The following is a 26,712-nucleotide window of genomic DNA, read 5'->3' as shown; positions in this document are numbered from 1 at the left end:
ATTATAAAAATTGTGTGTTTGTTTTTGATATGTAATGATGAAAGATTGCTTACAGATGGCTTGGCACCTTATTTTTAAAGAAATCTATCGCGATATCGCAAAACTGTAATAGCTGGGGCGGCAGATCAGGCAGCACGTAGGGATGTGTGGCATTGAATACATGGTCGGCATCCGGGATAATTACCAACTCTGCATTCGGCTGTGCTTTATGCAGTTGCACGGCGTGGCTTAGGGGTACGCTGGTATCGCTGTCGCCATGAATGATCAGCCAGGGTTGCGTTATTTCAGATGCTTTCAGCGGGATATCTAAACGTTCCGGGTTGTTATCCAGATCTTGCAGCAAGGATGATTTATAGGGCATATTTTGGCCCGTGCGGGAGTTTTTCATGTACATTACACCCTGCAGGCGCCACTGTTTTTCGGCCTCTTTTGGCCAAAGATTATAAAAGCCGGATATCGCCGCCATGGTAACCAGTTTGGCAATCCGCTTATCCTCGGCTGTTTTAATGATGCTGATACCACCGCCCATGCTGTGGCCTATCAGGTAAACCTGTTTAACCCTCGGGATGGCCGATCCGCCGCAGGCGAAATCAATAACCAGTTTCAGGTCCTCCAGTTCAAAGGAAAATGTGTTGTCGCTAAAGGCGATCAGGTCTGCAAATTCGGTAGGATTATCTGCTGTGGTGCCGTTATGCGAAAAATTGAATTTGAGGAACCGGAAGCCGTTTTCTGCAAAATACCGGGCAACCAGGTTATGCGACCCCCAGTCTTTAAACCCCCTGATGCCGTGGGCAAATATTACTAATGGCGCGTAGGGGTGCAGGGTATCATAAGTTATATCGGCTGTCATCCCGCGGCCTTTGGCACCGGGAATGGTATAGTGTTGCTTAACGATCATAAGGATACAAAATGCTAATGTATCATTTAGTTTAACCAACGGCACTATTATATTTTCTTCCCGTTAAAAGTTATCCCGTACAGATCTGTACGCCTGTCTTTTAAATTTTGCACACTGCCATACTCATGCAGTTCACCTAATACGGAAAGGTCAACATCTGCAATCACGATCATCTCGCTGTTAGGCGTAGCTTCCGACTGGATGCCGTTGGTAGGGAAGCCAAAATCTGAAGGTGTGAAAACGGCGGATTGTGCATAAGAGATACCCATGTTATTTACATTAGGCAAATTACCCACGCAACCGGCAATAGCTACATAGCATTCATTCTCTACAGCGCGGGCCTGTGCACAAAATTTAACCCGGTTAAACCCATTTTGGGTATCCGTTAAAAACGGTACAAACAGGATCTGCATATCCTGGCTTGCCAATATGCGCGAAAGCTCGGGGAATTCTACATCATAACAGATCAGGATACCTATTTTCCCTGCATCGGTTTCAAAGGCTATCACCTCGTCGCCGCCACGCATTCCCCACGAACTGATCTCGGCAGGGGTGGGGTGTATCTTGGTCGTTTCTTCCATGCTGCCATTCCTCCTGAACAGGTAAGACACATTGTAAAGCGAGTCTTCCTCTATCTTCGGCATGCTGCCGGCAATGATGTTTACGTTGTAGGATACGGCCAGTTTGGCAAATTCCTCAACAATAGGCTGAGTGTATTTTGCTAACTCGCGCATGGCTTTAGCTGCATCCATGTGGTTGTAATCGGCCATTAACGGGGTGTTAAACAACTCGGGGAACAGGATAAAATCCGACTGGTAATCACTCACTGCATCCACAAAGTACTCGGCATGTTTCATCAGTTCGCTGATGTTGTTATATGGCCGCATTTGCCATTGCACCAGGCCAATACGTACTACGGTTTTATTATTGATAGCCGTGGTAGTTTCTTCATAATACACATTGTTCCACTCTATAAGCGTAGCAAAACCCTTAGACCGGCTATCTTCAGGCAGGTAATTACGCAAAATTTTACGCACGTGGAAATCATTTGCCAACTGAAACGATAGGGTTGGATCATAGATCTCTTTATACTTTACCTTATCTATATATTGTTTTGGGGTAAGCTCGTTCTGGAATTTTTGATAATTGGGGATGCGGCCGCCTGCAATAATGCTTTTCAGGTTCAGGTTTTCGCAAAGCGATTTACGGGCATCGTAAAGCCGGCGGGCAAGGCGCAGGCCACGGTATTTAGGGTGTACAAAAATATCTATTCCGTAAAGCACATCGCCCTTATCGGTATGGGTTTTAAAGGTGCTGTCGCCGGTTATTTGCTTGTAGGTATGGGTATCGCCAAACTTATCATATTCAACAATAATGGATAGAGCGCAACCTACCACCACGTTGTTAACGGTAACGCATATCTGCCCTTCCGGGAAAAGTTTAATGAGTTTTTTGATCGAAGCGGCATCCCAATAGTCCTCGTCCATATCCAGGTAAGCCGATTTCATTGACTTTTTAAGTTCCTGGTAGTCTTGTACCTCCAGGTTGCGCATTTCAATACTTTGCAAATCCATTTTTCTGTAACCCCGTTGCCGGCTAAATGTTTGGGTTTGGGCCGCGTGTTAACGATTAATGCAAATATGGCAATAGCTTAACCTTTTAATGCAAGTACCTATTACCTATGCCACCAGGCCCAAAGCATCAATGCCGGCTGTAACAGTAAACGGATCCAGGCAATGGCAGGGGTAACCAGCAGGCTGCCCAGTTTTACCGGTGCATTCATCAGCATGGTGATATGTACAGGCAAAAAAGCAATTAACATCAATATAATACCGTACGAGGCAACCTTACGGGTTTTTGGCCGTATCAGCAATAACGCAAACAATATTTCAAATACACCGGCCAGTAAGTTTAATAAAACAGGTGCAGGTAAATAACCCGGAATGATACGGAGATAACCTTGCGGATGAATAAAGTGATTGGCACCTGCTACAAGGTATCCAATTACTAAAATTACCAGGCTTATGTTTTTAAATTTTCGCATTTTTAATTCTTCAATCGATTGATTAATAAGGATTTTTGTAAAAATAAAGGTTGTTTTTTGAATAAATTGAATTATTTATAATCATTCTAAATGCGCCTGTTTGACATATCCTTGACATTGCATGCATCCTGGTGTGTTACTTTTGTTGGGTCAAAATAAAAACTGCTTTGAAGTATTTAAAAGTAATTGCTTTTACACATAAACAGATTGAGCTGAAGGAATTAGGGCGCTTAGTGCTATGTCAGGAAAATCTGTCTCAAAAACTTCATGAAGTTAAGGCCCAATTTGGTATTAACGAAATTTTTTATCTGGCAACCTGCAACCGGGTAGAATTTGTGATGTCTACACAACACACGGTTGACAAGGCTTTTACACAAGAATTTTTAGGCGCCATGCAAATGGGCCTTTGCCCCAATACCACCAGTAACTTTTTGGCTGCAGCATCTATTTATGAAGGCCAGGATGCGATGAACCATTTATTGCGTACTTCCTGCTCTTTAGAAAGCCTGATAGTTGGCGAAAAAGAAATTTTAGCCCAGCTGCGCAAAGCTTATGAAGATTGCCGCGAGGCCGGCCTTACTGCCGATAAGCTGCGCCTGGTGATGGAATGTGTAGTTAAAACAGCTAAAGAGGTTTATACGCATACCAATATATCTAAAAACCCTATTTCTGTTGTATCCCTGGCTTACCGTAAATTAAAAGATCTAAAGCTGTGTTCAAACGCACGGGTACTGATCATAGGTGCAGGCGAAACCAACCGCAACTTATCTAAATATCTGCAAAAGCATAAATTTTCTAACTTCTCGGTATTTAACCGTACGCTTTCAAAAGCGCAGGCATTAGCTGCCGACCTGAATGGCAATGCCTTTGAATTGGATGAATTAAAGCATTTTAAAGGCGGGTTTGATGCCATCATCACCTGTACATCAGCTACTGAGCCTATCATCACTACAGAGATATATACCTCTCTTTTAAATGGTGACACGGATAAAAAGACCATTGTAGATCTGGCTATCCCCAATGATACCGCAACCGAGGTGTTAGAGCAATTTGACGTAAACTTTATTGAGGTACACAGCCTTAACGAAATTGCCAAGAAAAACCTGCAGGAACGTTACCAGGAACTGGTACATGCCGAAGCCATCATCGAGCAAAATGTTGCCGAGTTTTTAGTGATGCTTAAGCAACGCAAAATTGAGCTGGCTATGCGCCAGGTGCCCCAAAAGATCAAAGAGATCCGCAACAATGCGGTGAACACCGTATTTGCCGAAGAAGTGCAAAGCCTTGACAAAGAATCGCGCGAGATCCTGGAAAAGGTGATCAACTACATGGAAAAAAAATATATCAGTGTACCCATGATCATGGCAAAGGATATATTGATCAATAATAATTAAGCATTCGCTTTTGTAATGCTGTCGCGAGTTTAGCGCAGCGTAACTCGCGACATGGCACAAAGTAAGCTTTCAGCTTACACTACTGTTTTATCACTAAAGCTGAAAGCTTTAGCCATGCCGTGTTACGAGTTACGCTGTGCTAAACTCGCGACAGCATCTTTACCAAACTTTCTCCGTCAGCCCACTCTCATATCCTTAATTAATACTGCATTACTGTTCATAAAAAATTAAATTTGTACTGTAAAAATTTATCCCCTTGGACAGAACAGTAATCATAGGAACGCGTGGCAGCGATTTGGCTTTATGGCAAGCTAACTTTGTAAAAGATAGCCTGGCCGCAATAAACATTACCGCCGAACTTAAAATTATAAAAACACAGGGCGACCGTATCCTTAACTTAAGCTTTGATAAGCTGGAGGGTAAAGGTTTTTTCACCAAAGAATTAGAAGAAGAATTATTGGCAGGCACCATAGATATTGCCGTGCATTCGCATAAGGACCTGCCAACAGAAAACCCTCCGGGACTCATCATCGCAGCAGTGTCAGAACGGGAAGACCCGGCTGAACTGTTGCTGATCTTGAAAGATGTGGTGGATGTGCGCCAAAAGCTATCTGTTAAATTTGGCGGTTTGGTAGGCACCTCATCTAACAGGCGCAAGGCCCAGTTGCTGGCCGTTCGCCCCGACCTGGAGATAGATGAACTGCGTGGCAACGTGCCAACCCGCATTGGTAAACTGCGCGATGAAAAGTATGATGCCATTATGCTGGCCAAAGCCGGTGTTACCCGTTTGGGTATCGATCTGAGCGAGTTTCATGTTGAAGAACTTACCGTCACCGAGTTTATCCCGGCACCGGCGCAAGGTGCGTTAGCTATACAAATTAGGGAAAGTAATACAGAATTGTTTGAGATATTACAGGCCCTGCACCACCCGGATGTAGCCGAAGAATTGGGCCTGGAACGCGGTGTGTTAAAAAGGTTTGGCGGTGGTTGCCACTTACCGCTTGGCGTGTATTGCCGTAAAGATGATGGTAAATACCAGGTGTTTACTTCAAAGGCAGATGCAGGCGATCAGTTTCCCGACCGTTATTTTATTGAAAGCGAAACCCTTGATGGCGTTGCCGATAAAATAGTAGCCCGTTTTGCTAAGGACAGGAAATTCCCGTCGAAAGTATTTATATCAAGGGATATCCCGGCTACCAGCTATTTCCGCAAGGCGCTGGAAAAACATAAGATAGAGATTGAGGCCCGTTCGCTCATCCGCACCGTGCCGGTGATCACCAAATTTGATTCGTACATCTTAAAAAATACCGACTGGGTGTTCTTTACCAGTAAAAATGCGGTTGAGTACTTTTTTAAGTTATTGCCACAGTTCCCTAAAAAGATCAAGTTTGGGGTGATGGGTGCCGGCAGCGAAGATATGCTGCGCCGCAACGGCCACTTTGCCGATTTTGTGGGCGAAAGCAATGATACGGCCGATGTAGCTGCCGATTTTGCCGAGTTGGCAAATGGTACAACCATCCTGTTCCCCGGTGCCGATAACCCAATGAGGAGCATACAGCAAGGCCTCTCTGCAGAAACAAAAATAATTGACCTGCCCGTTTACGAAACCGTACTGGAAGAAGAGGTAGAGCCAAGCGGAGCCGAAATAATGGTGTTTACCAGCCCAAGCAACGTAGAGGCTTACTTTGCCGATAACCTGCTGGAGCCCGGCCAAAAGGTGATAGCCATTGGCAAATCTACCGGTAAAAAGTTTGATGAAATGGGTGTAAAATATACCCTGCCTTTCTCGCCCGACGAAGTGGGGCTGGCAGAGGCAGTGTTTGGGATTTAGGCCCCCTAACCCCCTGAAGGGGGAATGATAGTGGGTAATTAATAAATAAAATTTTCAAAAAAACTCCCCCTTTAGGGGGTTGGGGGGCATATGCTACAACGACCAAGAAGAAACCGTAAAAGTGAAGTTATCCGCCAGATGGTGCAGGAAACGCATGTTAGCGCGGCTAACCTGATCTTCCCGCTGTTTATTGTGGATGGCGATAACCAAAAAACCGAGGTGTCATCTATGCCGGGTATCTTCCGGTATTCGATAGATAACCTGCTGCGCGAGGTAGAAAGCTGCATGAAGCTTGGCCTAAAATCTTTTGATCTGTTCCCCAATATAGAAGAGGCCTTAAAAGATAAATACGCTACCGAAAGCCACCGCGACGAGAGCCTTTACCTGCGCGCTATCCGTGCCGTAAAAAAGGAATTCCCGGAAGCATGCGTGATAACCGACGTAGCCATGGACCCCTACAGCAGCGATGGCCACGATGGTGTGGTAGAGAATGGCGAGATCCTGAACGATGAAACGCTGGAAGTTTTAGGGAAAATGGCTTTAGCACATGCCCGTAGCGGCGCCGATATTATTGCCCCGTCGGATATGATGGACGGCCGTGTGGGTTATATCCGCAAAACGCTGGATGATGCAGGTTTTACAGGCGTATCCATCATGTCGTATTCGGCTAAATATGCCAGTGCATTTTACGGTCCGTTTAGGGATGCCTTAAATTCGGCACCTAAATTTGGCGATAAAAAAACCTACCAGATGAACCCCGCCAACCAGCGCGAAGCTTTGATTGAAGCCCGCCTGGATGAAATAGAAGGTGCCGACTTCCTGATGGTAAAGCCTGGCTTGCCATACCTGGATGTCATCAAACTTTTAAAAGATAATACCGAGTTACCCATAGCAGCTTACAATGTAAGCGGCGAATATGCCATGATCAAGGCGGCTGTACAAAACGGCTGGCTTAACGAGCAGCGCTCGGTTACCGAAGTGCTGACCAGCTTCCGCAGGGCAGGCGCCAGTGCGATACTAACCTATCACGCTAAGGAAGTGTTAGCGAATAAGTGGCTGTAAGAAGCCAAACCCTCCCCGCAAGGGAGCGCTTATGAACAAACTAAAAAATTTAATTAAAAGTCTCCCCTATCGGGGGAGATTTAAAGGGGGCTACAATGAGCAAACCAGATATAAGCAGGGCGAAATCTGCAGCATTATACGAAAAAGCAAAAACTTATTTCCCTGGTGGGGTAAACTCGCCGGTAAGGGCGTTTAAATCTGTTTACGGTACGCCGCTTTTTATCGAAAAAGGCGACGGCAGCCATATTTGGGATGCTGATGGAAACGAGTTTATAGATTTTTGCTGCTCATGGGGGCCGCTAATTTTAGGGCATAACCATGCAGCCGTTAGAGAGAAGGTTACTGAGGTGATGCAAAAGGGCATGTCATTCGGTGCGCCGACGGCATTGGAAAATGAGTTGGCGGAATTGATTCTTAGCAACAATAGATTCATCCAAAAAATTCGTTTTGTAAGTTCGGGTACAGAAGCGGTGATGTCGGCCATCCGGCTGGCAAGGGGTTACACCAAACGCGATAAAGTATTAAAGTTTGAGGGCTGCTATCATGGGCACTCAGATAGTTTGCTGGTTAAGGCAGGCTCGGGCCTGGTAACCTTTGGCGAAACCTCATCGGCAGGCGTACCAAAGGCTTTCGCCGACGAAACCATCGTAGTGTCGCTGGATGATAAAAAAGCCCTGCAAGAGGCCTTTGAAGAGTTTAAAGGCCAGATAGCGGCAGTTATTATTGAGCCGGTACCGGCCAACAACGGCCTGCTGTTACAAACGCAGGATTATTTAGATCATCTGCGCCAGCTTTGTACCGAAAACGGCACCATGCTGATCTTTGATGAAGTGATATCAGGTTTCCGCGTGGGTTTTGAAGGTGCAGCGGGCTATTACGGCATTCAGCCGGATATCATTACCTATGGTAAGATCATTGGTGGTGGCTTGCCGGTTGGCGCTTACGGTGCCTCGGCAGAAGTGATGGACCATGTTTCGCCGGTGGGTTCGGTTTACCAGGCGGGTACCTTATCGGGTAATCCGGTAGCCATGGCGGCGGGCATAGCCCAGATAGGCGAGTTATTAAAGCCCGGCTTTTATGACAGCCTGCATGCTAAAACGGCAGGTTTTGTAAACGATATACAGCACTTTGTTGATGAGCGTGGTTACACGGTTAAAATATTTACCATTGGGTCTATCTTTTGGTTTGCCTTTACAGATCAGGAAAGTATTACTACTGCCGAGCAAATTGACCCAAACAGCATGATCAGGTTTAAAGAAATGCACCGCGAGCTGATAAACAGGGGCATTTATTTAGGCCCGTCGGGCTACGAAGTTGGTTTTATATCTGCCGCGCACACATCAACCGACTTGGAAACCACAAAAACTGCTATATTTGATAGTCTGGATATTGTATTTAAATAGTTAGCAGTTACCTGTGGGTAGTTTGCGTGAAGCCACTGCCAACTATAAACTGCCTACAGCAAACTTAAAGTTATGAAGAAGACGCTTGTAATATTTTACGCCATTATCATTTACGCCATTGCAGAACTGCTTTGGTGGGGCTATATGCTGGTCCATTTAAACCCAAGCCGTAAGGGCATGATCATGGGCGAAGGGTGCATGTTTGTAGCCGTGTTTTTAGTAGGCGCTTACTTTTTACATAAATCATTAAACAAAGAGGCTAAGTTGCAGGAGCAGAAAAAGAATTTCCTGCTCTCGGTAACGCACGAGCTTAAATCGCCCCTGGCATCCATCAAAATACTGCTGCAAACCATCCAAAAGCGCGACCTGACCAAAGAGCAGATCCTGAACTTTATCGACAAATCTTTACTGGATGTGGAGCGTTTGGACGATATGGTGGAAAATATGCTGCTGGCATCTAAAATTGATAACCGCTCATACACCTTCCCCAAGGCTCAGTTCAACCTGTCGGTATTGGTAGATAGCATTGTTAACCGGCTGCAAATAAGCAAGTGCGATTGCAACCAGCAGATCATCAATGCCGAAATAGAGCCAAAAATTGAAATTGTGGGCGACAAGTTTGCGCTAACATCAGTAGTGACCAACCTGGTAGAAAATGCCGTGAAATATTCCAGCCCCTGCGAAACGGTGAACGTAAAACTGTTTGAGAAGGAGGGTAAAGTTTACTTTCAGGTGGCAGACCATGGCATAGGTATTGCGGATAATGAAAAGCAGCGTATTTTTGATAAATTTTACCGTGTAGGCAGCGAAGATACACGTAATACCAAAGGTACCGGTTTGGGTTTATACATCGTAAAAGAAGTATTGGATAAACACCAGGCCAGCATAAAAGTTAAAGATAACCGCCCTGCCGGTAGCGTATTTGAAGTTGTATTTGCATTAACCTAAACATGATAGACATGCCAAACAAAAAAAGAATTTTATTAGCCGAAGACGAAGACCATTTGTTAGAAGCAATAAAACTAAACCTGGAGCTGGAAGGCTACAAGGTTTCTACTGCCAATAATGGTAAAAAAGCGCTCCAGATATTTAAGGAAGAGCGTTTTAACCTGGTGATATTGGATGTAATGATGCCCGAGATCGACGGCTTTGTGGTTGCAGAAACCATTCGCCTGGAAAACTCTGAGGTGCCCATTATGTTCCTGACCGCCAAGAACACCAATGAGGATAAAATATCTGGCCTTAAAAAAGGTGCTGATGATTACCTGACCAAGCCCTTTAACCTGGAAGAGCTGATCCTGCGCGTTAACAACCTGGTAAAACGCAGCCTGAAAGGTGAAGACCTGAAAGAGTTTAACAGTTATAAAATAGGTGATAAAACCATCCACTTTAACTCGTTTGAACTGGTTAATGAGGATGAAAGCATCACCCCGCTTACCAAAAAGGAAACCATGCTGTTAAAGCTGCTGATAGAGCGCCGTAATGAGGCGGTATCGCGCGAGCAGATCCTGGAAACTGTTTGGAACTACGATGTGTACCCGTCAACCCGTACGATAGATAATTTTATCCTAACCTTTCGTAAGTACTTTGAACCGGACCCTAAAAACCCCGTTTATTTCCACTCTATACGTGGTGTAGGTTATAAATTTACTGATAACCAGCACTAAGTTAGATAGATGTTCACAACAAGGGCACGCATATTAGTAGCCGGTCTTTTTATGATCATGCTGGCCATTACTATTCAGTTAAAGGTTTACCAGTTAACGGCTCTTGCAGTAATGTTTATTTGCTTTTTGATATGGGGCTATTTTAAGCAGGGAACCATTGTGCTGGCAGCAAAGGCATTCCACCAAAAAGATTATGATAAGGCAGAGGGCCTGTTAAAAGAGGTTTATAAACCCGGCTGGCTGAGTAAAAGGCGGCGGGGCTTTTATGAGTTTATATATGGCGGTGTATGCCTGCAAAAACGGGCGTATGACGAAGCCGAGAAACATTATGAATTAGCCGCGCTGTTTCCGCTGCGCACCGCTAATGACCATGTGGCCGCGCTGGTGCATGTAGCCAATATAAATGTACGCAAGGGTAATTACGAAAAAGCCAGGGCATACCTGCAACTAACAGAAAAGCATCAGGACAATATTACTGCCAAAATGAAGGACGTGATCCAAAAGGTTGAGCAGGAGTTACAGAAACACAAATAACCGTAGAGACGCGATACTTCGCGTGTTTATGAAATATAAAAACCGTACAGAGGCGCCAGGTATGGCGCCTCTACAAGAAACATGAAAGATTCGTTATTTTTAAAAGCCGCATTTTCAGAGAAAACAGAACGACCACCCGTATGGATGATGCGCCAGGCAGGCCGCTTTATGCCGCAATACTGGGAGATCAAAAACAAGTATTCGTTTTTGGAGATGTGCAAAACGCCCGAGATCGCTGCTGATGTTACCATGCTGCCGGTAGATCTGCTGGATATTGATGCCGCCATCTTATTTTCGGATATATTGGTTACCGGCGAAGCCATGGGCGGCGATTTGAGCTTTACACAGGGTGTAGGCCCCAGGTTTGCTAACCCGGTACGCACCCAGGCTGATATTGATGCTTTAGAAACTAATGTAGGCGATAGGTTACAATATGTGGCCGATGCTATAAAAGTAATTCAGCAACGGCTAAACGGCCGTATCCCGCTGATTGGTTTTGCAGGGGCGCCTTTTACGGTGATGAGTTACCTGGTAGAGGGCGGTTCATCTAAAGATTTTAAGCTAACCAAACTGATGCTGCATAATCACCCCGAAATGGCGCATCAGCTATTATCAAAAATAGCTACCGTAACGGCAGATTACCTGAACCTGCAGATAGCTGCCGGCGTTAATGCCGTGCAGATCTTCGATAGCTGGGCGCAGGCTTTATCCTGGGATGATTATACCGAGTTTTCGCACCGTTACATCCAGGAGATCATCAGCAAACTAAACAGGAAAGATATCCCGGTGATCTCGTTCTGTAAAGGCAGTTCGGTTTTTGCACCGTTAATGGCCGAAGCCAAACCGGATGTGATATCTATCGATTGGAATGTTGATCTGTTAGATATCAAAAAACGCTTACCTCAAAATATAGCCGTACAGGGCAATCTGGACCCGCATATTCTGTATGCAGATAAACCGGTCATCAAAGAGCGGATCCACCGCCTTTTTGAGCGAATGAGGGGCGAAAACGGGTTTGTTTTTAACCTTGGCCACGGTATTATGCCCGATATCCCGTTTGATAACGTGAAATACGCGGTTGAGGTAATTAAAGAGTTTAGCTATTAGCCCCCCAGCCCCCTGAAGGGGGAACAGGAGGAATAAGATAATTGATTTTCAAAAAACTCCCCCTTTAGGGGGCCGGGGGGTTAGGCATGTACCAATACGTTTTAGCCATACATATCATTTTTGTAGTCTGCTGGATGGCGGGGCTGTTTTATGTGGTGCGCCTGTTTATTTATCACCGCGAGGCACAAGACAAGCCCGAGCCTGCCCGCACCATTCTCTCCGAGCAGTTTGAGGTGATGGAAAAGAAGCTTTGGTGGATCATTGCTACCCCAAGCATGTACCTGGTTTTAGCGGCAGGCATCACCATGGTGTTCATCAATAAGCCTTTACTACAAATGCCCTGGCTGCATATTAAATTGTTGTTTGTAGCCGGGCTGATTGTTTATCATTTTATCTGCCAGTATAAAATGAAGCAGATGGCTAATGGCGTATTTAAGTGGACATCTACACAATTACGCCTTTGGAACGAATTAGCTACCCTGATCCTTTTCGCCATTGTATTCCTGGTGGTGCTTAAAAATACTTTAAACTGGATCTTTGGAGTGATCGGCATTATTCTTTTCAGCCTGATACTCATGTCTGCGGTAAAGGTTTATAAGTATTTTAGGGAGAAAAAGTAGGTTATTTTATAACTCCCTCATAAAGGTCGTGAATGGGGAACATTAAATCGTAATTATTCCAGTTTAAATTGCCATTTGATACGCTGAATTGCTTAAATAATTCTATATCAAGGTATTTTGAAATAGAAGGATGCAGGGATCTTGTAAGAAATATTTTAAAATCTATAATTTTTTCAGAACCATCATTAAAAAAAATCCGTATTGAATAATCTTTAACATACTTAGCCAGAAGTATTTCTATTACATCGGTATGTTCAGTTTCAATATAATCCTGAATAATCTTCATTTTAATTTTTCGGTGATTCTTTCAAACACAACTTCTTTGTGATGAACAAAATAATCAATCCGTTTTTCAACTACTTTGTTTGCATACGCTTACCAAGATATTCGAATATTTTAGGCATAACAAATTAAACAACCAATATATTAAAATTTATTTCACCACTCATGCAACCATTCTGCATTCCGCTACATCTTACTGTTAAATGATGTTTTTGGAATCTAAACCCCATATCAACGAACTGATAGAACGCTGCAAAGCCGGGCAGCGAAAGGCGCAGGAATTGCTGTATAAGCAGTTTGCAGCCAAAATGCTTGGCGTGTGTATGCGTTATGCAACGGATAAGATGGAAGCGGAGGACATGCTGCAGAATGGGTTTATCAAAGTATTTCAAAAGATAGCAGATTACCGCGGAGAAGGGTCATTTGAAGGATGGGTGCGCCGTATTATGGTACATAGCTCTATCGAATACTACCGCCGCCATCATAAGATGATGCAAATGGTTGATATGGAAGGCGCCGGCCACGAGCCATCGGTAAATGCCGCTGCCGCAAGCAGCCTGGAGGCTAAAGACTTGCTGATAATCATAAAAGCCCTGTCGCCGGGTTACCGCATGGTGTTTAACCTGTATGCCATTGATGGTTACTCGCACAAAGAGATAGCCGAAATTATGTGTATTAGCGAAGGGGCGTCAAAGTCGCAGCTATCAAGGGCAAGGGCTATTTTAAAAGAACAGGTTTTAAAAATGGATAACAAAAGATATGGATATGCAGGATAAAGAAATTGACCAGTTATTCAGGTCTAAACTGGATGATCTGGAGGTGGAACCTTCCGGCCGGGTTTGGAATGGCATTGCCTCTGGCATGGATAAACGCAAAAAAAGCTTAAAAACATATTTAAGCATGGCAGCAAGTTTGCTGCTTTTGCTTGGTGCAGGTTTGTATTTGGTATCGCAAACAAATAATAACATTAAAAAGCCGGTACAAATAGCGGTAACCAAAAACAATAAGCCGGTAAAAGTAATTATACAGCCTGTAGTTAAAGCGCCGGTGCTTGTACAGCCAAAAGCAGATGAGGCAGTTGTAAAAAATGCCATAAAGCCGTTGCGTAAATTAAGGGTAAAGTTGCAACATAATGTTTTGCCTGAAGTAGCGCCGGTTATGGTTGATGCACAACCGGCACAGCAGCTGGCACAAGTGCAGCCTGTTCAAAAACCTGCTGAAGCAATAAAATTTACAGTGCCCGACAGAACCGTGCCTTTTAACGAAAAAATTGAAATTACAGAGAATGCACCGTTTAAATCGAATACTTTAGCTGCACAGAATATCCCTGCTGCTAAAACGATGGCTGCCGCGCCGGCAAAAAAGCATCGCATCCGTAGCCTGGGCGACCTGATCAATGTAGTTGTAAGTAAAGTAGATAAACGTAAAGATAAACTGATAGAGTTTTCTAACCCGGCAGATGAGGATGATACCGTTGTAAGCGGCCTTAACCTGGGTTTTATCAAAATAAAAAAAGAACAATAGCATATACAAACATACCATATTATGAAACGCCTGATATTTACCACAATGATATGCCTGGCGGCTGTAACAGCCGTGTTTGCACAAACAACAGATAGTGTTAAAACGATAACCGATACTACCAGAACCCGCCGTACCCGTATCCGCCTTGGCTTTGGCGATGATGTTACGCAGGTAGCTATTAATGATACCAATGTTTACAGGTCAAAAGCGCCGGGCCTGTCATTCGGGCTTACGTTTACCAGGTTTGATATTGGTTTAACCACTCTGAATGATAACGGCAGCTTTACCTTATCCCCGGCTAATCAGTTTTTAAATTACCGGTCGTGGAGAAGCAGTAACATTGGTTTTGATGTGCTGCAGTTAAGTTACCGTTTCAGCAGTTCTTTCCGGGTTTACACCGCCGGCGGGTTCGATTGGACAAACCTGCGCCTGCGAGAAAGTGTTACGATTCTGCGGGATCAGCCCTCGTTAAGCTATACTCAGGATAATATCAAATATCGCAAAAACCGGTTGTCGTCTACCTACATCAGGGTGCCTGTAGCATTTGATTTCCGTACCCACGATGATGCCGACGGCAGAAGGTTCCACTTTGTAGGCGCCGCCGAAATGGGCTTGCTGATAAGCAGCAGCGTTAAGCAGGAAAGTGATACCAATGGTGATGTAAAACTGAGCGGTAATTACAATTTTGCCAAATTCAGGTACGGCGCATCATTGCGGGTAGGCTATGGGGCTATTGGTGTATTTGGTAAATATTATTTCAACAATATGTTTGATAACAGCCCCGCACAAGATGGGCTTAGAAATTTCTCCTTCGGGATGAGTGTGGGTTGGTAGACACGATTAATACACGATTACAGGATTTAGGGATTAACAGGATTTTTGATTGGGTTTGATTTCAGATCAACCCCTAATTTTATAATCCTATTAATCTTTAAATCCTGTAATCGTGTCTATCTTTGCCGTAATGGCAGAAACCCCTTTTTTACAGGCAAATTCAGTAAGCAGAACCTACGGCGGCGACCAGCCCTCAGGTGTAAAACAAATAAGCCTTGATATCACCCCTGGCAAAATCACTGCAATAATTGGTGAAAGCGGCAGCGGTAAAAGTACTTTATTAAGATTGCTTTATGGTTTGCTTTCGCCGGATACAGGCACCGTTAGCTTTAAGGGCGAACGCATTTGGGGGCCGGAAGAAAAGTTGATACCCGGCCATGATGCCATGAAAATGGTAACCCAGCATACCGACGACCTGAACCTTTTTGCCCGTGTATGGGATAACGTAGCTGCCCAGCTGCCCAGCACCAATGTAAAGCTTAAGGAAGAAAAGACAGAACAAGTGCTTACCCAATTAAATATGATGCAGCTGGCCTACAAACGCGTTGCCGACCTAAGTGGCGGCGAAAAACAACGCGTTGCCATTGCCCGTGCCATTATTACCCGCCCCGAGGTACTACTGCTTGATGAACCCTTTAACCAGGTGGATACATCATTTAGAGAGGGCCTGCAGCACGATATCAGGCAGATAGTAAAAGAAACGGGCCTTACGGTAGTAATGGTATCGCATGACCCGGCAGAGGTGCTTTCTATGGCCGATGAACTGATTGTTTTAAAGCAGGGCGAAATAGTAGAGACCGGCCATCCCAAAACACTGTATCAAAATCCGCTTAATTTATACACGGCCGAATTGCTTACCAATTGCAATGTGCTTACGGTGGATGAAGCCAAAGTATGTGGAATTGAGGCCGGCAAAGAAACGGTGGTTATTTACCCCGAATGGATCAGGCTGAATAATATTCTTAAAACCAGCAAGTGGGCTGTTAAGCAGGTTTTGTTTAAAGGCTTTTATGAAGACCTGATACTGGAGCACAACGGTGCGATACTGCGCGTTGTAAACGATGAAAGCGGCAAATATACCGAAGGCGACATGGTGGGCCTTAAAATAAAAAAGTGGCTGGAGTATTAGCCTCACCCAAACCCTCTCCGGAGGAGAGGGCTTAAGCAAGCTTTAGCGGCTTTAATTTATCTCGAAAGCAGATAACTGAACAAATTGTTGTATGCGTGCGGCAATTTCATCCTGTGTCAGGTTTTTGATCTTTTCTGCACCAAATTTTTCCACACAAAAAGAGGCAAGGGCAGAACCGAAGATAATGGCATTCTTCATGTTATTAAAGTTTACGGTACCTACCTTAGCCATATAGCCAATAAAACCACCGGCAAAAGTATCGCCGGCGCCTGTTGGGTCAAATACCTCGGCCAGGGGCAGCGCCGGGGCCGAGAAGATCTGATCTTCGTGAAATAATAGTGCACCATGCTCGCCTTTTTTGATAATGAGGTATTTTGGGCCCATGGTTAATATTTTTTTGGCTGCTTTAACTAAAGAGTACTCGCCGGATAGCTGGCGGGCTTCTGCATCATTAATGGTTAAAACGTCGATCATTTTAATGGTTTCCAGCAAATCGCCCATAGCAATATCCATCCAGAAGTTCATGGTATCCATCACGATCAGTTTAGGGCGGTTTTTAAGCCGTTTAATAACTGTTTGCTGTACCTGTGGGGTAAGATTACCCAGCATCAGGTATTCGCAGTCCTGGTAAGCCTCCGGGATGATCGGGTCAAAGTCTGCCAGTACGTTCAGTTCGGTTACAAGTGTATCGCGGCTGTTCATGTCGTTATGATACCTGCCGCTCCAGAAAAAAGATTTTTCGCCTTGCTTTATTTGCAGGCCTTCGGTATCTATATTGTGGTTGTTAAAGTCTTTAATGTCTTCCTGCGGGAAGTCGTCACCCACCACAGCAACGATTTTAATCTTATCATAAAAGTAAGAAGCGGCCAAACTTGCATAGGTTGCAGCCCCTCCAACAATTTTATCTGTTTTCCCGAAAGGGGTTTCAATTGCGTCAAACGCCACAGTACCAATCACTAACAAACTCATGTAAAATATTTTTAATTTTTTTTTATGCAAATATTGTGAAATTACATCAGAAATCATACTTTTGCACCACTCCAAACCGGAAAACACTCCTGAGTAGCTCAGCTGGTTAGAGCATCTGACTGTTAATCAGAGGGTCGCTGGTTCGAGCCCAGCCTCAGGAGCCTGAAAATCAATGATTTAACCCCACTCTGGCGAGTGGGGTTTTTTTATTCTCACACATTTCTCACACATTTTTGAAGGTTTTTAAATTAGGCGAAGTTTTTTGTGCAAGAGCTAAATAAGGATTTCGGGTAGTGAATGGTTAAGAGTGGAATAATTTTGGACATTATTTGATTGCCAATAGACAATCAGTAAGCTAAATTTTGATAGCCTAATAATATGACATCCTGATCGAACTAAAATATTTTCCGCCACTCAAATATCTGGTTTGTCAAGTATTGAAAATTTTGCTTTGGCCGCTTTTTTCTGTTCCATTTTTTTTTCAACCACCTGCATTAACGTTGTATTGAAAACATATAAGTGTACTTTTCGATGCACATCTTAACTACGTTAAAGATTATGCTCTAACTATCTGATAGGTTTTTAAATCGTAATAGTTAGTTTGCATTTCCCCAGAACATGTTGTAAGTGAAAACCGCGCAATGTTTGAATCATACTTATCCATATTGTTCTCTATAGGCAAATCAATTGCCAATTGTGAAGCAGTAGCAAAAACATAAACAGGTTTTTTTAAAAGGAATAAGTTGTAAAAGTCATCGCTACTCAAACCATTGGTGCTACGTTGTTTATTTGATAGTCCGTCATAAAGTTTATCGAAAAATGATCTTTGCTTGGCAGTTATAGCTTCTCTAAGTCTTCGTGCACTAATTAATATTTGATTGGTTAACTCTCTAACTCGCGATGTAAAGCTATGTTTAACATGAATCAGATATAATTCGTTTCCGGAAACGTAAAGTATGTCACACAATTCGATACCGTCTACAATAATAGTATCAAATACAAAATAGTTCGGTAAACCGTTGTATTGCATATTGTATTCGCCTTCATCATCAAATTGCTTTTTTACAGTGTCAAAAGTCCAAGGAAAGTGCAAGATGGAGTGCGTCAACTTCGTGTTTCGGAGAATACGTTCGGTTTGAGCTATAAGACTTTCTATAAACGATTGTTTTAATCGATACCACTTACTATCGACCAGAAACACCGCATCACTGCCAACCGAAAACTCAGCGTTGAAATGATACATAAAGCCGGCTGCGGCAGTTTGTCTTTTACCCACATAGCATTGTACACTTACACCATACAAATAAAATAAAATTCCATTCTCATTGTTGCCATTCAGCTCATATGCTCTTCGTATTACGGTAGAGTATATTTCGTTTTTATCTCTGACAGTTGCGAAAAGTCCATCTTTTTTACGATTACTTTCAGTTCTTTCAACCAAATCATAGTATTCCGCCTCATAAAACTCCTCAATCTTATTAGGGTTACAGAAATCAAACTCAAATGCATCATTAGGGTCTTTACTTTGACTCACAACAACGGGAATATTATTGTATATCTTCCTTGTTAATATGCCTTTTAACTGAATCAGGTATTGGCTATCACGAACTTCTATGTAAGAGCTTAATAAGTCTTTCGGTGCCATAGACATAATGATACATAGCTCGTTAATTAATCGATGCAATGTGTCAAAATCCACTTCTTTGTTTACTTTGAACCCTTTCCCCACAGCGATCTGTAGTTTTTCCAATGGTTTTGCAAGTACAAAATTAAAATGCGAAAAGCTTGTATCGGCGGATAGCCTTACGTGTAATTCCTTCGGTATCTTTCCAAATTGAAGATAATTCATCATTCGGTAATCATCCCTAAACTGTTCACTTACTCCGGTATTGTAACCGGTCATCCTTCTTGATTTTGTTGAAACAGCTTCATCATTCTCTAAAGAAATAATACGGTCATACGTCACTAAGCCGAAAAGGTGGTCCATGTAGCTTGCAACTATCCAATAAGCAGATCCACCCACTATAGTAAAAAGATCAAATTCAGTGTCGATGAATAAAACTAAATTTACTTTGCTTTGGGCAAAGACTGAAGTATCTTTCAATTGGGATGGCAAAAATTTTGACCAATCAGATTCAATATCATTAGTCCGGTATACATATAGAAAATATGTATAATCGTCCTTTTGGAATTGTGTTAGCGTAAGTGCTTGTTCATCTATGCTCTTTTCTCTTTTTTTGTAAGATTGAGTAATAATGTATTTAACGATTTCCTCAGTGTTTGTTAGATTTTGAAGAGCTGCTTGGGACTTTTCAATTCTAAATATGTTAGGTACAATCTTCATTAAGGTAAGGTTTAAGTATAATCTCACTCAATGTACTGATTAAAAACTAATTGATTATATATTTATACTCAAGTTCAATATCGGACATTAGTTCGAGCGACTAAATCAATGTAGCATAGCGAAATTGGTGCAAGCTAAGCAAACGGTCTTTGCAATAGAAGCGAATAACACGGCTGCAAAGTATCTGGGACGAACAACTGGCACTGTGATTGAGGAGCCGTTCGCTTCGGCGAAGGCGAACCTAATGATCGTTTTATTCTTTTGACGGCGACGGTTCCCGTTATCTTCTCATAATGCAGAAGCCTTAGCCGCGGTCAAGCGTGGGCGTTTGGCGGCCTTGGTAAGTAACTGATTCTTCTACAATCTCTTTTCACTGTTCTAATTTGCTTAGTTTTACCAAAGTAATCATGAAACTAATCAGCGATATTATAAATGAATTAATGGACCATGCTCATCCCATTGCAGGTCCGTTGTTAAAAACAAAGGTTTTGGCAGCCAGAATTGGCAATGCCGAATTATCGGGTTGGGTGGATAATGAAATCAACGGTTATTGTGAAAATGGTAATACGCCTGACTACAGGCGGTCGTCCGGCATTTTAATGGGAACATTTGTAAACGGCAATAAACAATACAGCCGAGCGCAAGTGCCTTTGGGTGATATTACCGATGAGGAACGTCATTTGTTAACAGATTTTGTTATTAAAGACAGCATTAGTTCAGTTGAGAAAATGCAGGAAAGTAAGGATTTAAAAATAAGTGTCAGCGCCGACGCTAAAGCTTTTATAGAACATTCAGTTAGAAGCTTAGGTAATCGTTTTTTTGAGATCCTGGTCGTTTATATAGATGTTCCCTCAGCATTATTTGCCAATATCCTGACCAGTGTAAGATCTAAATTACTTGATTTTATGTTGGCTATTGAGCATGAGTTTGGTCAAGAAACAGAACTGGAAGATCTACGCACAAAGAACAAATTAATCAATCAAATTATGCATACTACAATAAATAACAACGGTGACGGTAATGTCATTAATACCGGCACTAATGCTCATATATCTGCGAGCAATACCATAATTAAAGGTAATGCGGAAGCGTTAAAACATACCTTAAAAGAACATGGTGTTCAGGATCAGGATATAGATGACCTTCTTTTAGTTATAGATGAGGTACAACCTGAGCAGCCTAATACTTATAGTCCAAATGTTGCTCAGTGGATAAAAAATATGGTGGGTAAATCATTGGATGGTACCTGGCAAATTGGTATTGGAGCAGCAGGCACATTACTGGCGGAGGCTTTGACTAAGTATTACGGATTATAAACGTTATCTCTTTGCGCTAATTAATAACGAGTAACATCGATTTCTGTACCTGAGCCGGTATTGATCACATTGTTATGCCCTTTATTGATGACTTCAGTCCGAAAATAATTGTTGACCACGTTGTTATTGACGGCTTGATCTGTTTTGAAAGGAACAAGGTCAATTTCGAAGCTATAAGTTTCAGCAAGCTGCATACAGAAACCTAGCAACCTTGACCTTACGGTACTCAATATTTGAGGTAAGATATTGGCATTGGCAAGAATCATTGCACCTGTAACTGTTACACCGCCGTCAACGCGGTATAATTTTGATGCTGCTGGTTGAATTTGTGTGACCATCTCCATGGGCAATCCCGTCATCAGGAGCTGATTTTTTACCGGATCAGTGTTCTGGGTCATATGTTCTATTACCCGGACTCCGTCAAAAATCGTATGATATCTCATCCGTTCATTTAGTGGAGCCGGCAGCATGGAAATCGGCAATTCTCGAGTTGTTTCATCTCCATATGCGGTTTGCAAGTTAATTTTTAAAGTAGCAATTCCTTTACGGTAATCAGGCGCCGCCATACCTTTATAACCGCTGATCTCAGCATTGGTGTAGTTAATTAGCTCTTCGTTTTTGATCATTCTACCAAAGTAATTCAGCTTAAAAAGTGCACCTTCCAAGGAACTTTTGACGTCAATCAAGTCATTAATTACGTCCTGTAAAATAAAAGTTTTGTTTTCGCTCATGTCTGGTCGGCTTAAAAATGAAATTTTTACTGTGAATTTCGTAAATTAATCCAATATTATGGGTTAATATTAACTAATATCTTCATGTCTGAAAAATAGTCGCAGAAATTGAATATATCCTCCAGCTGCCCCTCGCATCGGTCATCCTTACTATTCTCAGCTCAAGCTTAGCACGCACCTTCACCAGGTTATTTCACGGGGCCATTACTGTATGAATATCCTTATAGGCCATCGGCGCTTCGTTTCATATCGCTACCTGTAAGGCTGTGTTTCTCAATTAGATTGGCGGTGATGCAAGAGTGTTATTTGCAAATTATTTTTCTGTACTTCCACCACCCATAGCAATTTTAAAATAAATGCCCCAAATTTGTTATTGATATATATATTAATTTAACTAAATGGTATATGCAGCATCTAAAAGAATTTTTAACCCGCATTCAAACATTTGATCTGCGTATCATTGAAACTGATATTCAAATTGAATCGGGCACGAATGAAAAGAAGCATGTAAAAGCCTATGATTTAACCTACCAAACCCAATACTATGATTCCTTTTCCTACAGGAGCGAATTAAGGGTGTTAAAGGACATGGCTTTCATTGATCTGATTGCATTGGATAAAGAGCGTATTAAACTTCAACTTTCTGAATTATCTAAAGTACGCAATCGGTTTAAAGAGTTTTGGGGTAATTATAATCAGCATTATTCTGAAATGAAGGTGGCTTATGGTCGCTCTTTCATTTTTGGATTTAAGCATGTCCAGAAAAAGATTATTCAGCCTTATTACACCCAGATAATTAACTTCCATTTCGTAGGCGGCACCCTCCAGATGTTTGTCATTAGCAATACCTAAATTTAAAGGAGGAACAAGCACAGCAGCATTATTGTACAAGATATCAATACCGCCCAATCCTATAACCTGATTAAGAAGAGTTTTTGCATCCGCTTCATTTCCGGCATCGCTCTGTATAGCAGTTAAAGCTGGATGTAGCTTTTGGGCAGCATCCAGTTTCGCCTTGTTTCTGCCGGTGATGATCACCTTCGCGCCGTTCTCTGTAAACTGTTTTGCTGCTTCCAGTCCTATGCCGGATGCACCACCTGTTATCAATACTGTTTTCCCTTGTAATTGCATGTATTTTTTATTTTTATTTCGAGGCTTTAACTGATCTCAGAATGCCTACTATCCCGTGCGGCTTTATTATACTTTTTAGTATATTTTATATCAAAAAAAATTAAATGGTATAGCTTTCCAGTTCAGCTTTAAGGCTTTTAAGTAAGCCGGCCATCGGTTTTGCCGTATTCATTGATCGGCACATCACAACAGCCCCTTCAACAGCAGCTACGGCTTTAAATGCATAAACGGCGGCATCAAGTTTTTTTGAAAACTCGCCATCCTTAATGCCCTGGTTTAAAATAGCTACAAACAATTCTTGTCCTCGCCTAATCACACCAGCTGTTTTTTCTCTTACAGCCGGGAAGTTGTCGTCAGATTCTACCGCCATATTAAACACCGGGCATCCTCCCTTTAAATAGGTATTTAACGGGTCTTTATAAAAATCAAGAAAGGCAAATACCTTGGCTTTTGCTGTTTTAGCCTGGCTAATGGTTAGCAGCATTTTTTCGCCATTGGTATTCAGCATGTATTCAACAACCTGCAAAGCCAAATCGTCCTTACCTTCAAAATGGCCGTAAAGGCAACCCTTGGTCAGCCTGGAGGCAGCAAGTACATCGTCTATATTCGCTCCGGATATACCTTTTTGGTTAAAAATAGGTGCAGCTGTTTCCAGGATAAATTGTTTTGTTCTTTCTGCTTTAGTACGCATTAAAATAAGTTTTACCGGGTAAAAATATACTAAATAGTTTATTTTTTAATTAATTATTTTAACAGCGTTAAAGATGACATGATTATGTTACTTGCCTCCGGTATGGTGAGCTACGATTAGTTTTAAGCACCAGGGGTATTTGACAGACGCCTCCAAAAAATATTTCGGGATCCTGCCAAGCGAAATAAAATTATCCGGATAAGCTTGATGAGCATTTAAGCACGATAAAACCCGGTTTAAAGATCAGTGCGTTTTTAGTATCAAAAAAGGTAGTTTAAGGCCGTTTTCGGCTTTTAAAAAAAGCGACTTATTTACGCTATTGATATTATGCAATGCGCTTATTATTAATGGTTTGCATTTTGTTCACGGTGTTCACACCGCGTGAACGTGAACACCGCCGGTATTGCTGCTGCCGGCCGGCTTAAAAACAAAAATCGCCTTAAATGTATCATTTAAGGCGATTTACAGAGTGGGATGGAGGTGCCCAATCCGGTTAAATTTATTCGTTATAGCTGTGGGTCAAATTCCACAATCCATTCAATACCATATTTGTCTCTGAACATTCCGGCGTAAGTACCCCATGGGCTGTCGCCAATAGGCCCTTCAACATCTCCACCTGCCGATAGCCCGTTAAAAATTTTGTCTGCCTCTTCACGGCTTTCGGCACTAACGGATATTTTAGATCGGTTTTCATTTTCGTTTACGCGGCCCATAAATTCGGGTACATCATTGGCAATTAGTAAGTTATGTTTGCCAATAGGCAAGGCAATATACATGAGTTTATTTGCTTCATTGTCGGGCACCTGAAATTCTGCGCTTGCCAGTTCCTTAAACCGGACGATTTTTGTGAACTCTCCGCCAAAAACTGATTGGTAAAAAGTGAATGCTTTTTCAGCATTACCGTTAAAGTTGATCCAGGGATTGATTGTTCTCATAAATTTTATTTCTTGGTTTTTTGTTTTTTTAATTATAATGAAGAAAAAGTTTATCTAATTTATGAAAAAAAGGGATGATTTTTTCAATCATCCCTTTCAGCGGAGAGGGAGGGATTCGAACCCTCGATGCACTTTTGGCGCATACACACTTTCCAGGCGTGCTCTTTCGACCACTCAGACACCTCTCCGGGCATTTAAAGGATTGCAAAGGTAAAAATAAATGGCAATAAAAAAGCGGAACCTTTACAGGCCCCGCTTCTTAAACGAAAACTTTAACTCACAAAAACTAAACTTATATGCTGTTATTACTAACTATTATATCAGATTATAAAAAGTAACTAAGGTTTAAAGCATTATAAAATTAATTAGGTGTTTATGCATATATATTTTTTAAAGCTTATGTTTGCTGCGGATTGCCAGGTAAGGTAATTGCACTAAAGCTTGTTTTGTTCGGATGCTGAACATCAACGAAATTAAAAGACCTATTGCTGCCGAGATTGATGTTTTTGAAGAGAAGTTCAAGGCATCAATGAAAACGCCCGTACACCTGCTTGATCGGATCCTTTATTATGTGGTTAAAAGTAAGGGTAAAAAGATCAGGCCAATGTTTGTCTTTTTTTCGGCGAGTATCTGCGGCGGCATCAACGAGGCCACACACCGTGGCGCCGTACTGGTAGAATTGCTGCATACCGCAACCCTGATGCATGATGATGTGGTTGATAACTCTTATCAGCGCCGTGGTTTTTTCTCTATCAATGCTTTATGGAAAAATAAAATAGCCGTTTTAGTGGGTGATTACCTGTTGAGCAAAGGCCTGCTGCTTTCTATAGATAACGGCGACTTTAAACTACTCAAGATCGTATCTGAAGCGGTGAAGCAAATGAGCGAGGGCGAATTGCTGCAGGTAGAAAAAGCCCGCCGGATGGATATCAGCGAAGAGATCTACTATGAAGTTATCCGCCAGAAAACAGCATCGCTTATTGCATCTTGCTGTGCCTGCGGGGCTGCGTCTGCCGATGCGGATAAAGCCACAATAGAAAAAATGCGCCTGTTTGGCGAAAAGATAGGGATCGCTTTCCAGATCAAGGATGATATGTTTGATTTTGGCACCGATGATGTGGGCAAACCGCTGGGTATCGATATTAAAGAAAAAAAGGTTACGCTGCCGCTGATATATGCGCTGAATAATAGCGATAGCGGCGAGAAAAAGCGCATGATAAACCTGGTTAAAAACCACAACGACGACCCCAAAAAAATAAGCGAGATCATTAGCTTTGTAAAGCAAAAAGGCGGGCTGGAATATGCCGAGACCCAAATGAAGAAATACCAGGATGACGCTTTTGCCATATTGGATACCTTCCCTGCGGGGGCGGCAAAAACCGGCCTGGAGCAGCTGGTGCGCTTTACTACCGAACGCAATAAATAACGCACCGCCAATAATGATGTTAACCGAAACTTATTAACTTCGTAACATGCATTCCTTCGATTTCAGCTTCCTTAAACTTGGCGTATTTGATGTACTGGATGTGCTGTTGGTTGCGTTTATTGTTTATCAGCTTTATAACCTTATCCGCGGTACCATAGCGGCCAATATTTTTATTGGTTTTATGACTATTTACCTGCTTTACATGGTGGTAGATGCGTTGCATATGAAACTACTCACCGGCATCCTTAAACGGTTTGCAGATGTGGGCATTATAGCCATCATCATTGTTTTTCAGCAGGAAGTACGGCGGTTTTTGCTTTTGGTAGGTAAAAATGCATCCCTGCAGCGTAACAAGGCCTGGTGGAAATACTTTTTTGGCAAAGCCGAAGATGAAAAGAATAATTATGCCCGTATAAAACCCATTATTGATGCCTGCAAAAGCATGAAACAAACCCGCACGGGGGCGCTTATTGTTTTTGCCAAATATTATGATGAGCAGTTTTACCAGAACAGCTGCGAAGTGCTGGATGCCAAAATTTCTAAACGGGTGCTGGAAAGCATTTTTCAGAAGAATAGCCCCCTGCATGACGGGGCGGTTGTGATAGCAGAGAACAAGATCAAATCTGCCAGTTGTATCTTACCCGTTACCGAAAAGGCAGATTTGCCCGCCCAGTTTGGTTTACGACACCGTGCAGGCATAGGCGTAACCGAAGCTAATGATGCCTCGGCTATTATCGTATCTGAAGAAACCGGCGAGATCTCATACGCCAAACAGGGCCGCATCAAAATGGATATCAGCTTTGCCGAACTGGAAAAATTGTTGAATAAAGATTTTTAAGC

26 protein-coding genes and 2 tRNA genes are annotated in these 26,712 nt (G+C 42.6%); 17 read left to right on the top strand and 11 right to left on the bottom strand.

Features of this window, described 5'->3' with window-relative positions; translation table 11 throughout:
• Positions 1 to 49 precede the first annotated feature (49 nt).
• From E2R65_RS14040 to E2R65_RS14030, 3 genes are all read right to left on the bottom strand, one after another.
• Positions 50 to 898, bottom strand: a complete 849-nt coding sequence (locus tag E2R65_RS14040) for an alpha/beta hydrolase (RefSeq protein WP_134337110.1) — start codon at positions 896 to 898, stop codon at positions 50 to 52.
• 47 nt (positions 899 to 945) lie between these two features.
• Positions 946 to 2,472, bottom strand: coding sequence for a carbon-nitrogen hydrolase family protein (locus E2R65_RS14035; RefSeq protein ID WP_134337109.1), 1,527 nt, complete (start codon positions 2,470 to 2,472; stop codon positions 946 to 948).
• Positions 2,473 to 2,573: 101 nt separating this feature from the next.
• The gene (locus E2R65_RS14030; RefSeq protein ID WP_134337108.1) at positions 2,574 to 2,942 is read right to left on the bottom strand and encodes a DoxX family protein; all 369 of its coding nucleotides are present in this window, start codon (positions 2,940 to 2,942) and stop codon (positions 2,574 to 2,576) included.
• Between the two features lie 167 nt (positions 2,943 to 3,109).
• Between E2R65_RS14030 and hemA the strand changes: the two genes are divergently transcribed.
• The 9 genes from hemA (at position 3,110) to E2R65_RS13985 (ending at position 12,560) form a co-directional block, all read left to right on the top strand.
• Positions 3,110 to 4,336, top strand: coding sequence for a glutamyl-tRNA reductase (hemA, locus tag E2R65_RS14025; RefSeq protein ID WP_134337107.1), 1,227 nt, complete (start codon positions 3,110 to 3,112; stop codon positions 4,334 to 4,336).
• Positions 4,337 to 4,592: 256 nt separating this feature from the next.
• The gene (hemC, locus tag E2R65_RS14020) at positions 4,593 to 6,167 is read left to right on the top strand and encodes a hydroxymethylbilane synthase (protein WP_134337106.1); all 1,575 of its coding nucleotides are present in this window, start codon (positions 4,593 to 4,595) and stop codon (positions 6,165 to 6,167) included.
• Positions 6,168 to 6,257: 90 nt separating this feature from the next.
• Positions 6,258 to 7,229: a porphobilinogen synthase gene (gene hemB, locus E2R65_RS14015; protein WP_134337105.1), complete on the top strand. Its 972-nt coding sequence runs from the start codon at positions 6,258 to 6,260 to the stop codon at positions 7,227 to 7,229.
• Between the two features lie 95 nt (positions 7,230 to 7,324).
• Positions 7,325 to 8,632 carry a glutamate-1-semialdehyde 2,1-aminomutase gene (gene hemL, locus E2R65_RS14010; protein WP_134337104.1) on the top strand — a complete coding sequence of 436 codons (1,308 nt, stop codon included), beginning with the start codon at positions 7,325 to 7,327 and terminating at the stop codon, positions 8,630 to 8,632.
• A gap of 72 nt (positions 8,633 to 8,704) precedes the next feature.
• Complete coding sequence (locus E2R65_RS14005) at positions 8,705 to 9,580, top strand: sensor histidine kinase (RefSeq protein WP_134337103.1); 876 nt, start codon at positions 8,705 to 8,707, stop codon at positions 9,578 to 9,580.
• 11 nt (positions 9,581 to 9,591) lie between these two features.
• A complete protein-coding gene (locus E2R65_RS14000) occupies positions 9,592 to 10,299 on the top strand; it encodes a response regulator transcription factor (protein ID WP_134337453.1) in 708 nt (235 codons plus the stop codon).
• 9 nt (positions 10,300 to 10,308) lie between these two features.
• Positions 10,309 to 10,833, top strand: coding sequence for a tetratricopeptide repeat protein (locus E2R65_RS13995; protein ID WP_134337102.1), 525 nt, complete (start codon positions 10,309 to 10,311; stop codon positions 10,831 to 10,833).
• A gap of 81 nt (positions 10,834 to 10,914) precedes the next feature.
• Positions 10,915 to 11,940 carry a uroporphyrinogen decarboxylase gene (gene hemE / locus E2R65_RS13990; RefSeq protein WP_134337101.1) on the top strand — a complete coding sequence of 342 codons (1,026 nt, stop codon included), beginning with the start codon at positions 10,915 to 10,917 and terminating at the stop codon, positions 11,938 to 11,940.
• Between the two features lie 86 nt (positions 11,941 to 12,026).
• Positions 12,027 to 12,560, top strand: coding sequence for a CopD family protein (locus E2R65_RS13985; protein ID WP_134337100.1), 534 nt, complete (start codon positions 12,027 to 12,029; stop codon positions 12,558 to 12,560).
• Between the two features lies 1 nt (position 12,561).
• On the opposite strand, the gene E2R65_RS13980 is transcribed toward E2R65_RS13985, so the two are convergent.
• On the bottom strand, positions 12,562 to 12,846 hold the full coding sequence (locus E2R65_RS13980; RefSeq protein ID WP_134337099.1) for a DUF2442 domain-containing protein: 285 nt from the start codon (positions 12,844 to 12,846) through the stop codon (positions 12,562 to 12,564).
• A 199-nt stretch (positions 12,847 to 13,045) separates the two neighbouring features.
• Here E2R65_RS13980 and E2R65_RS13975 point away from each other — a divergent pair, with 199 nt between their 5' ends.
• The 4 genes from E2R65_RS13975 (at position 13,046) to E2R65_RS13960 (ending at position 16,329) form a co-directional block, all read left to right on the top strand.
• Positions 13,046 to 13,618: an RNA polymerase sigma factor gene (locus E2R65_RS13975; RefSeq protein ID WP_308472302.1), complete on the top strand. Its 573-nt coding sequence runs from the start codon at positions 13,046 to 13,048 to the stop codon at positions 13,616 to 13,618.
• Positions 13,602 to 14,366: a hypothetical protein gene (locus E2R65_RS13970; RefSeq protein WP_134337098.1), complete on the top strand. Its 765-nt coding sequence runs from the start codon at positions 13,602 to 13,604 to the stop codon at positions 14,364 to 14,366. The genes E2R65_RS13975 and E2R65_RS13970 overlap by 17 nt, the downstream gene beginning before the upstream one ends.
• Before the next feature lie 21 nt (positions 14,367 to 14,387).
• Positions 14,388 to 15,200: an outer membrane beta-barrel protein gene (locus E2R65_RS13965; RefSeq protein ID WP_134337097.1), complete on the top strand. Its 813-nt coding sequence runs from the start codon at positions 14,388 to 14,390 to the stop codon at positions 15,198 to 15,200.
• 130 nt (positions 15,201 to 15,330) lie between these two features.
• Positions 15,331 to 16,329 carry an ABC transporter ATP-binding protein gene (locus E2R65_RS13960; RefSeq protein WP_134337096.1) on the top strand — a complete coding sequence of 333 codons (999 nt, stop codon included), beginning with the start codon at positions 15,331 to 15,333 and terminating at the stop codon, positions 16,327 to 16,329.
• A 51-nt stretch (positions 16,330 to 16,380) separates the two neighbouring features.
• Here the strand turns inward: E2R65_RS13960 and E2R65_RS13955 are convergent, their stop codons facing one another.
• A complete protein-coding gene (locus E2R65_RS13955) occupies positions 16,381 to 17,298 on the bottom strand; it encodes a PfkB family carbohydrate kinase (protein ID WP_134337095.1) in 918 nt (305 codons plus the stop codon).
• Between the two features lie 87 nt (positions 17,299 to 17,385).
• Between E2R65_RS13955 and E2R65_RS13950 the strand changes: the two genes are divergently transcribed.
• Positions 17,386 to 17,459 (top strand) — tRNA-Asn (locus tag E2R65_RS13950).
• Positions 17,460 to 17,854: 395 nt separating this feature from the next.
• Here E2R65_RS13950 and E2R65_RS13945 read toward each other — a convergent pair.
• A complete protein-coding gene (locus E2R65_RS13945; protein ID WP_134337094.1) occupies positions 17,855 to 19,642 on the bottom strand; it encodes a DUF6119 family protein in 1,788 nt (595 codons plus the stop codon).
• Between the two features lie 407 nt (positions 19,643 to 20,049).
• Between E2R65_RS13945 and E2R65_RS13940 the strand changes: the two genes are divergently transcribed.
• Complete coding sequence (locus tag E2R65_RS13940) at positions 20,050 to 20,958, top strand: AbiTii domain-containing protein (protein WP_134337093.1); 909 nt, start codon at positions 20,050 to 20,052, stop codon at positions 20,956 to 20,958.
• Between the two features lie 20 nt (positions 20,959 to 20,978).
• Here the strand turns inward: E2R65_RS13940 and E2R65_RS13935 are convergent, their stop codons facing one another.
• From E2R65_RS13935 to E2R65_RS13910, 5 genes are all read right to left on the bottom strand, one after another.
• On the bottom strand, positions 20,979 to 21,689 hold the full coding sequence (locus E2R65_RS13935; protein WP_134337092.1) for an AbiTii domain-containing protein: 711 nt from the start codon (positions 21,687 to 21,689) through the stop codon (positions 20,979 to 20,981).
• A 648-nt stretch (positions 21,690 to 22,337) separates the two neighbouring features.
• Positions 22,338 to 22,820 (bottom strand): SDR family NAD(P)-dependent oxidoreductase, encoded by a 483-nt coding sequence (locus tag E2R65_RS13925; protein WP_134337091.1) that lies wholly within the window; start codon positions 22,818 to 22,820, stop codon positions 22,338 to 22,340.
• Positions 22,821 to 22,920: 100 nt separating this feature from the next.
• A complete protein-coding gene (locus tag E2R65_RS13920) occupies positions 22,921 to 23,511 on the bottom strand; it encodes a TetR/AcrR family transcriptional regulator (RefSeq protein WP_134337090.1) in 591 nt (196 codons plus the stop codon).
• A 506-nt stretch (positions 23,512 to 24,017) separates the two neighbouring features.
• The gene (locus E2R65_RS13915; RefSeq protein WP_134337089.1) at positions 24,018 to 24,446 is read right to left on the bottom strand and encodes a VOC family protein; all 429 of its coding nucleotides are present in this window, start codon (positions 24,444 to 24,446) and stop codon (positions 24,018 to 24,020) included.
• Positions 24,447 to 24,546: 100 nt separating this feature from the next.
• Positions 24,547 to 24,634 (bottom strand) — tRNA-Ser (locus E2R65_RS13910).
• A gap of 266 nt (positions 24,635 to 24,900) precedes the next feature.
• On the opposite strand from E2R65_RS13910, the gene E2R65_RS13905 reads away from it, so the two are divergent.
• Together E2R65_RS13905 and cdaA are read left to right on the top strand one after the other, a co-directional pair.
• A complete protein-coding gene (locus tag E2R65_RS13905; RefSeq protein ID WP_134337088.1) occupies positions 24,901 to 25,872 on the top strand; it encodes a polyprenyl synthetase family protein in 972 nt (323 codons plus the stop codon).
• 46 nt (positions 25,873 to 25,918) lie between these two features.
• Positions 25,919 to 26,710 (top strand): diadenylate cyclase CdaA, encoded by a 792-nt coding sequence (gene cdaA / locus E2R65_RS13900; RefSeq protein WP_134337087.1) that lies wholly within the window; start codon positions 25,919 to 25,921, stop codon positions 26,708 to 26,710.
• The last annotated feature ends 2 nt before the right edge of the window (positions 26,711 to 26,712 follow it).

It is taken from the genome of Mucilaginibacter phyllosphaerae (genome assembly GCF_004378255.1).
GTDB lineage: Bacteria > Bacteroidota > Bacteroidia > Sphingobacteriales > Sphingobacteriaceae > Mucilaginibacter > Mucilaginibacter phyllosphaerae.
This window is presented reverse-complemented; position numbering and strand designations above follow the sequence as displayed.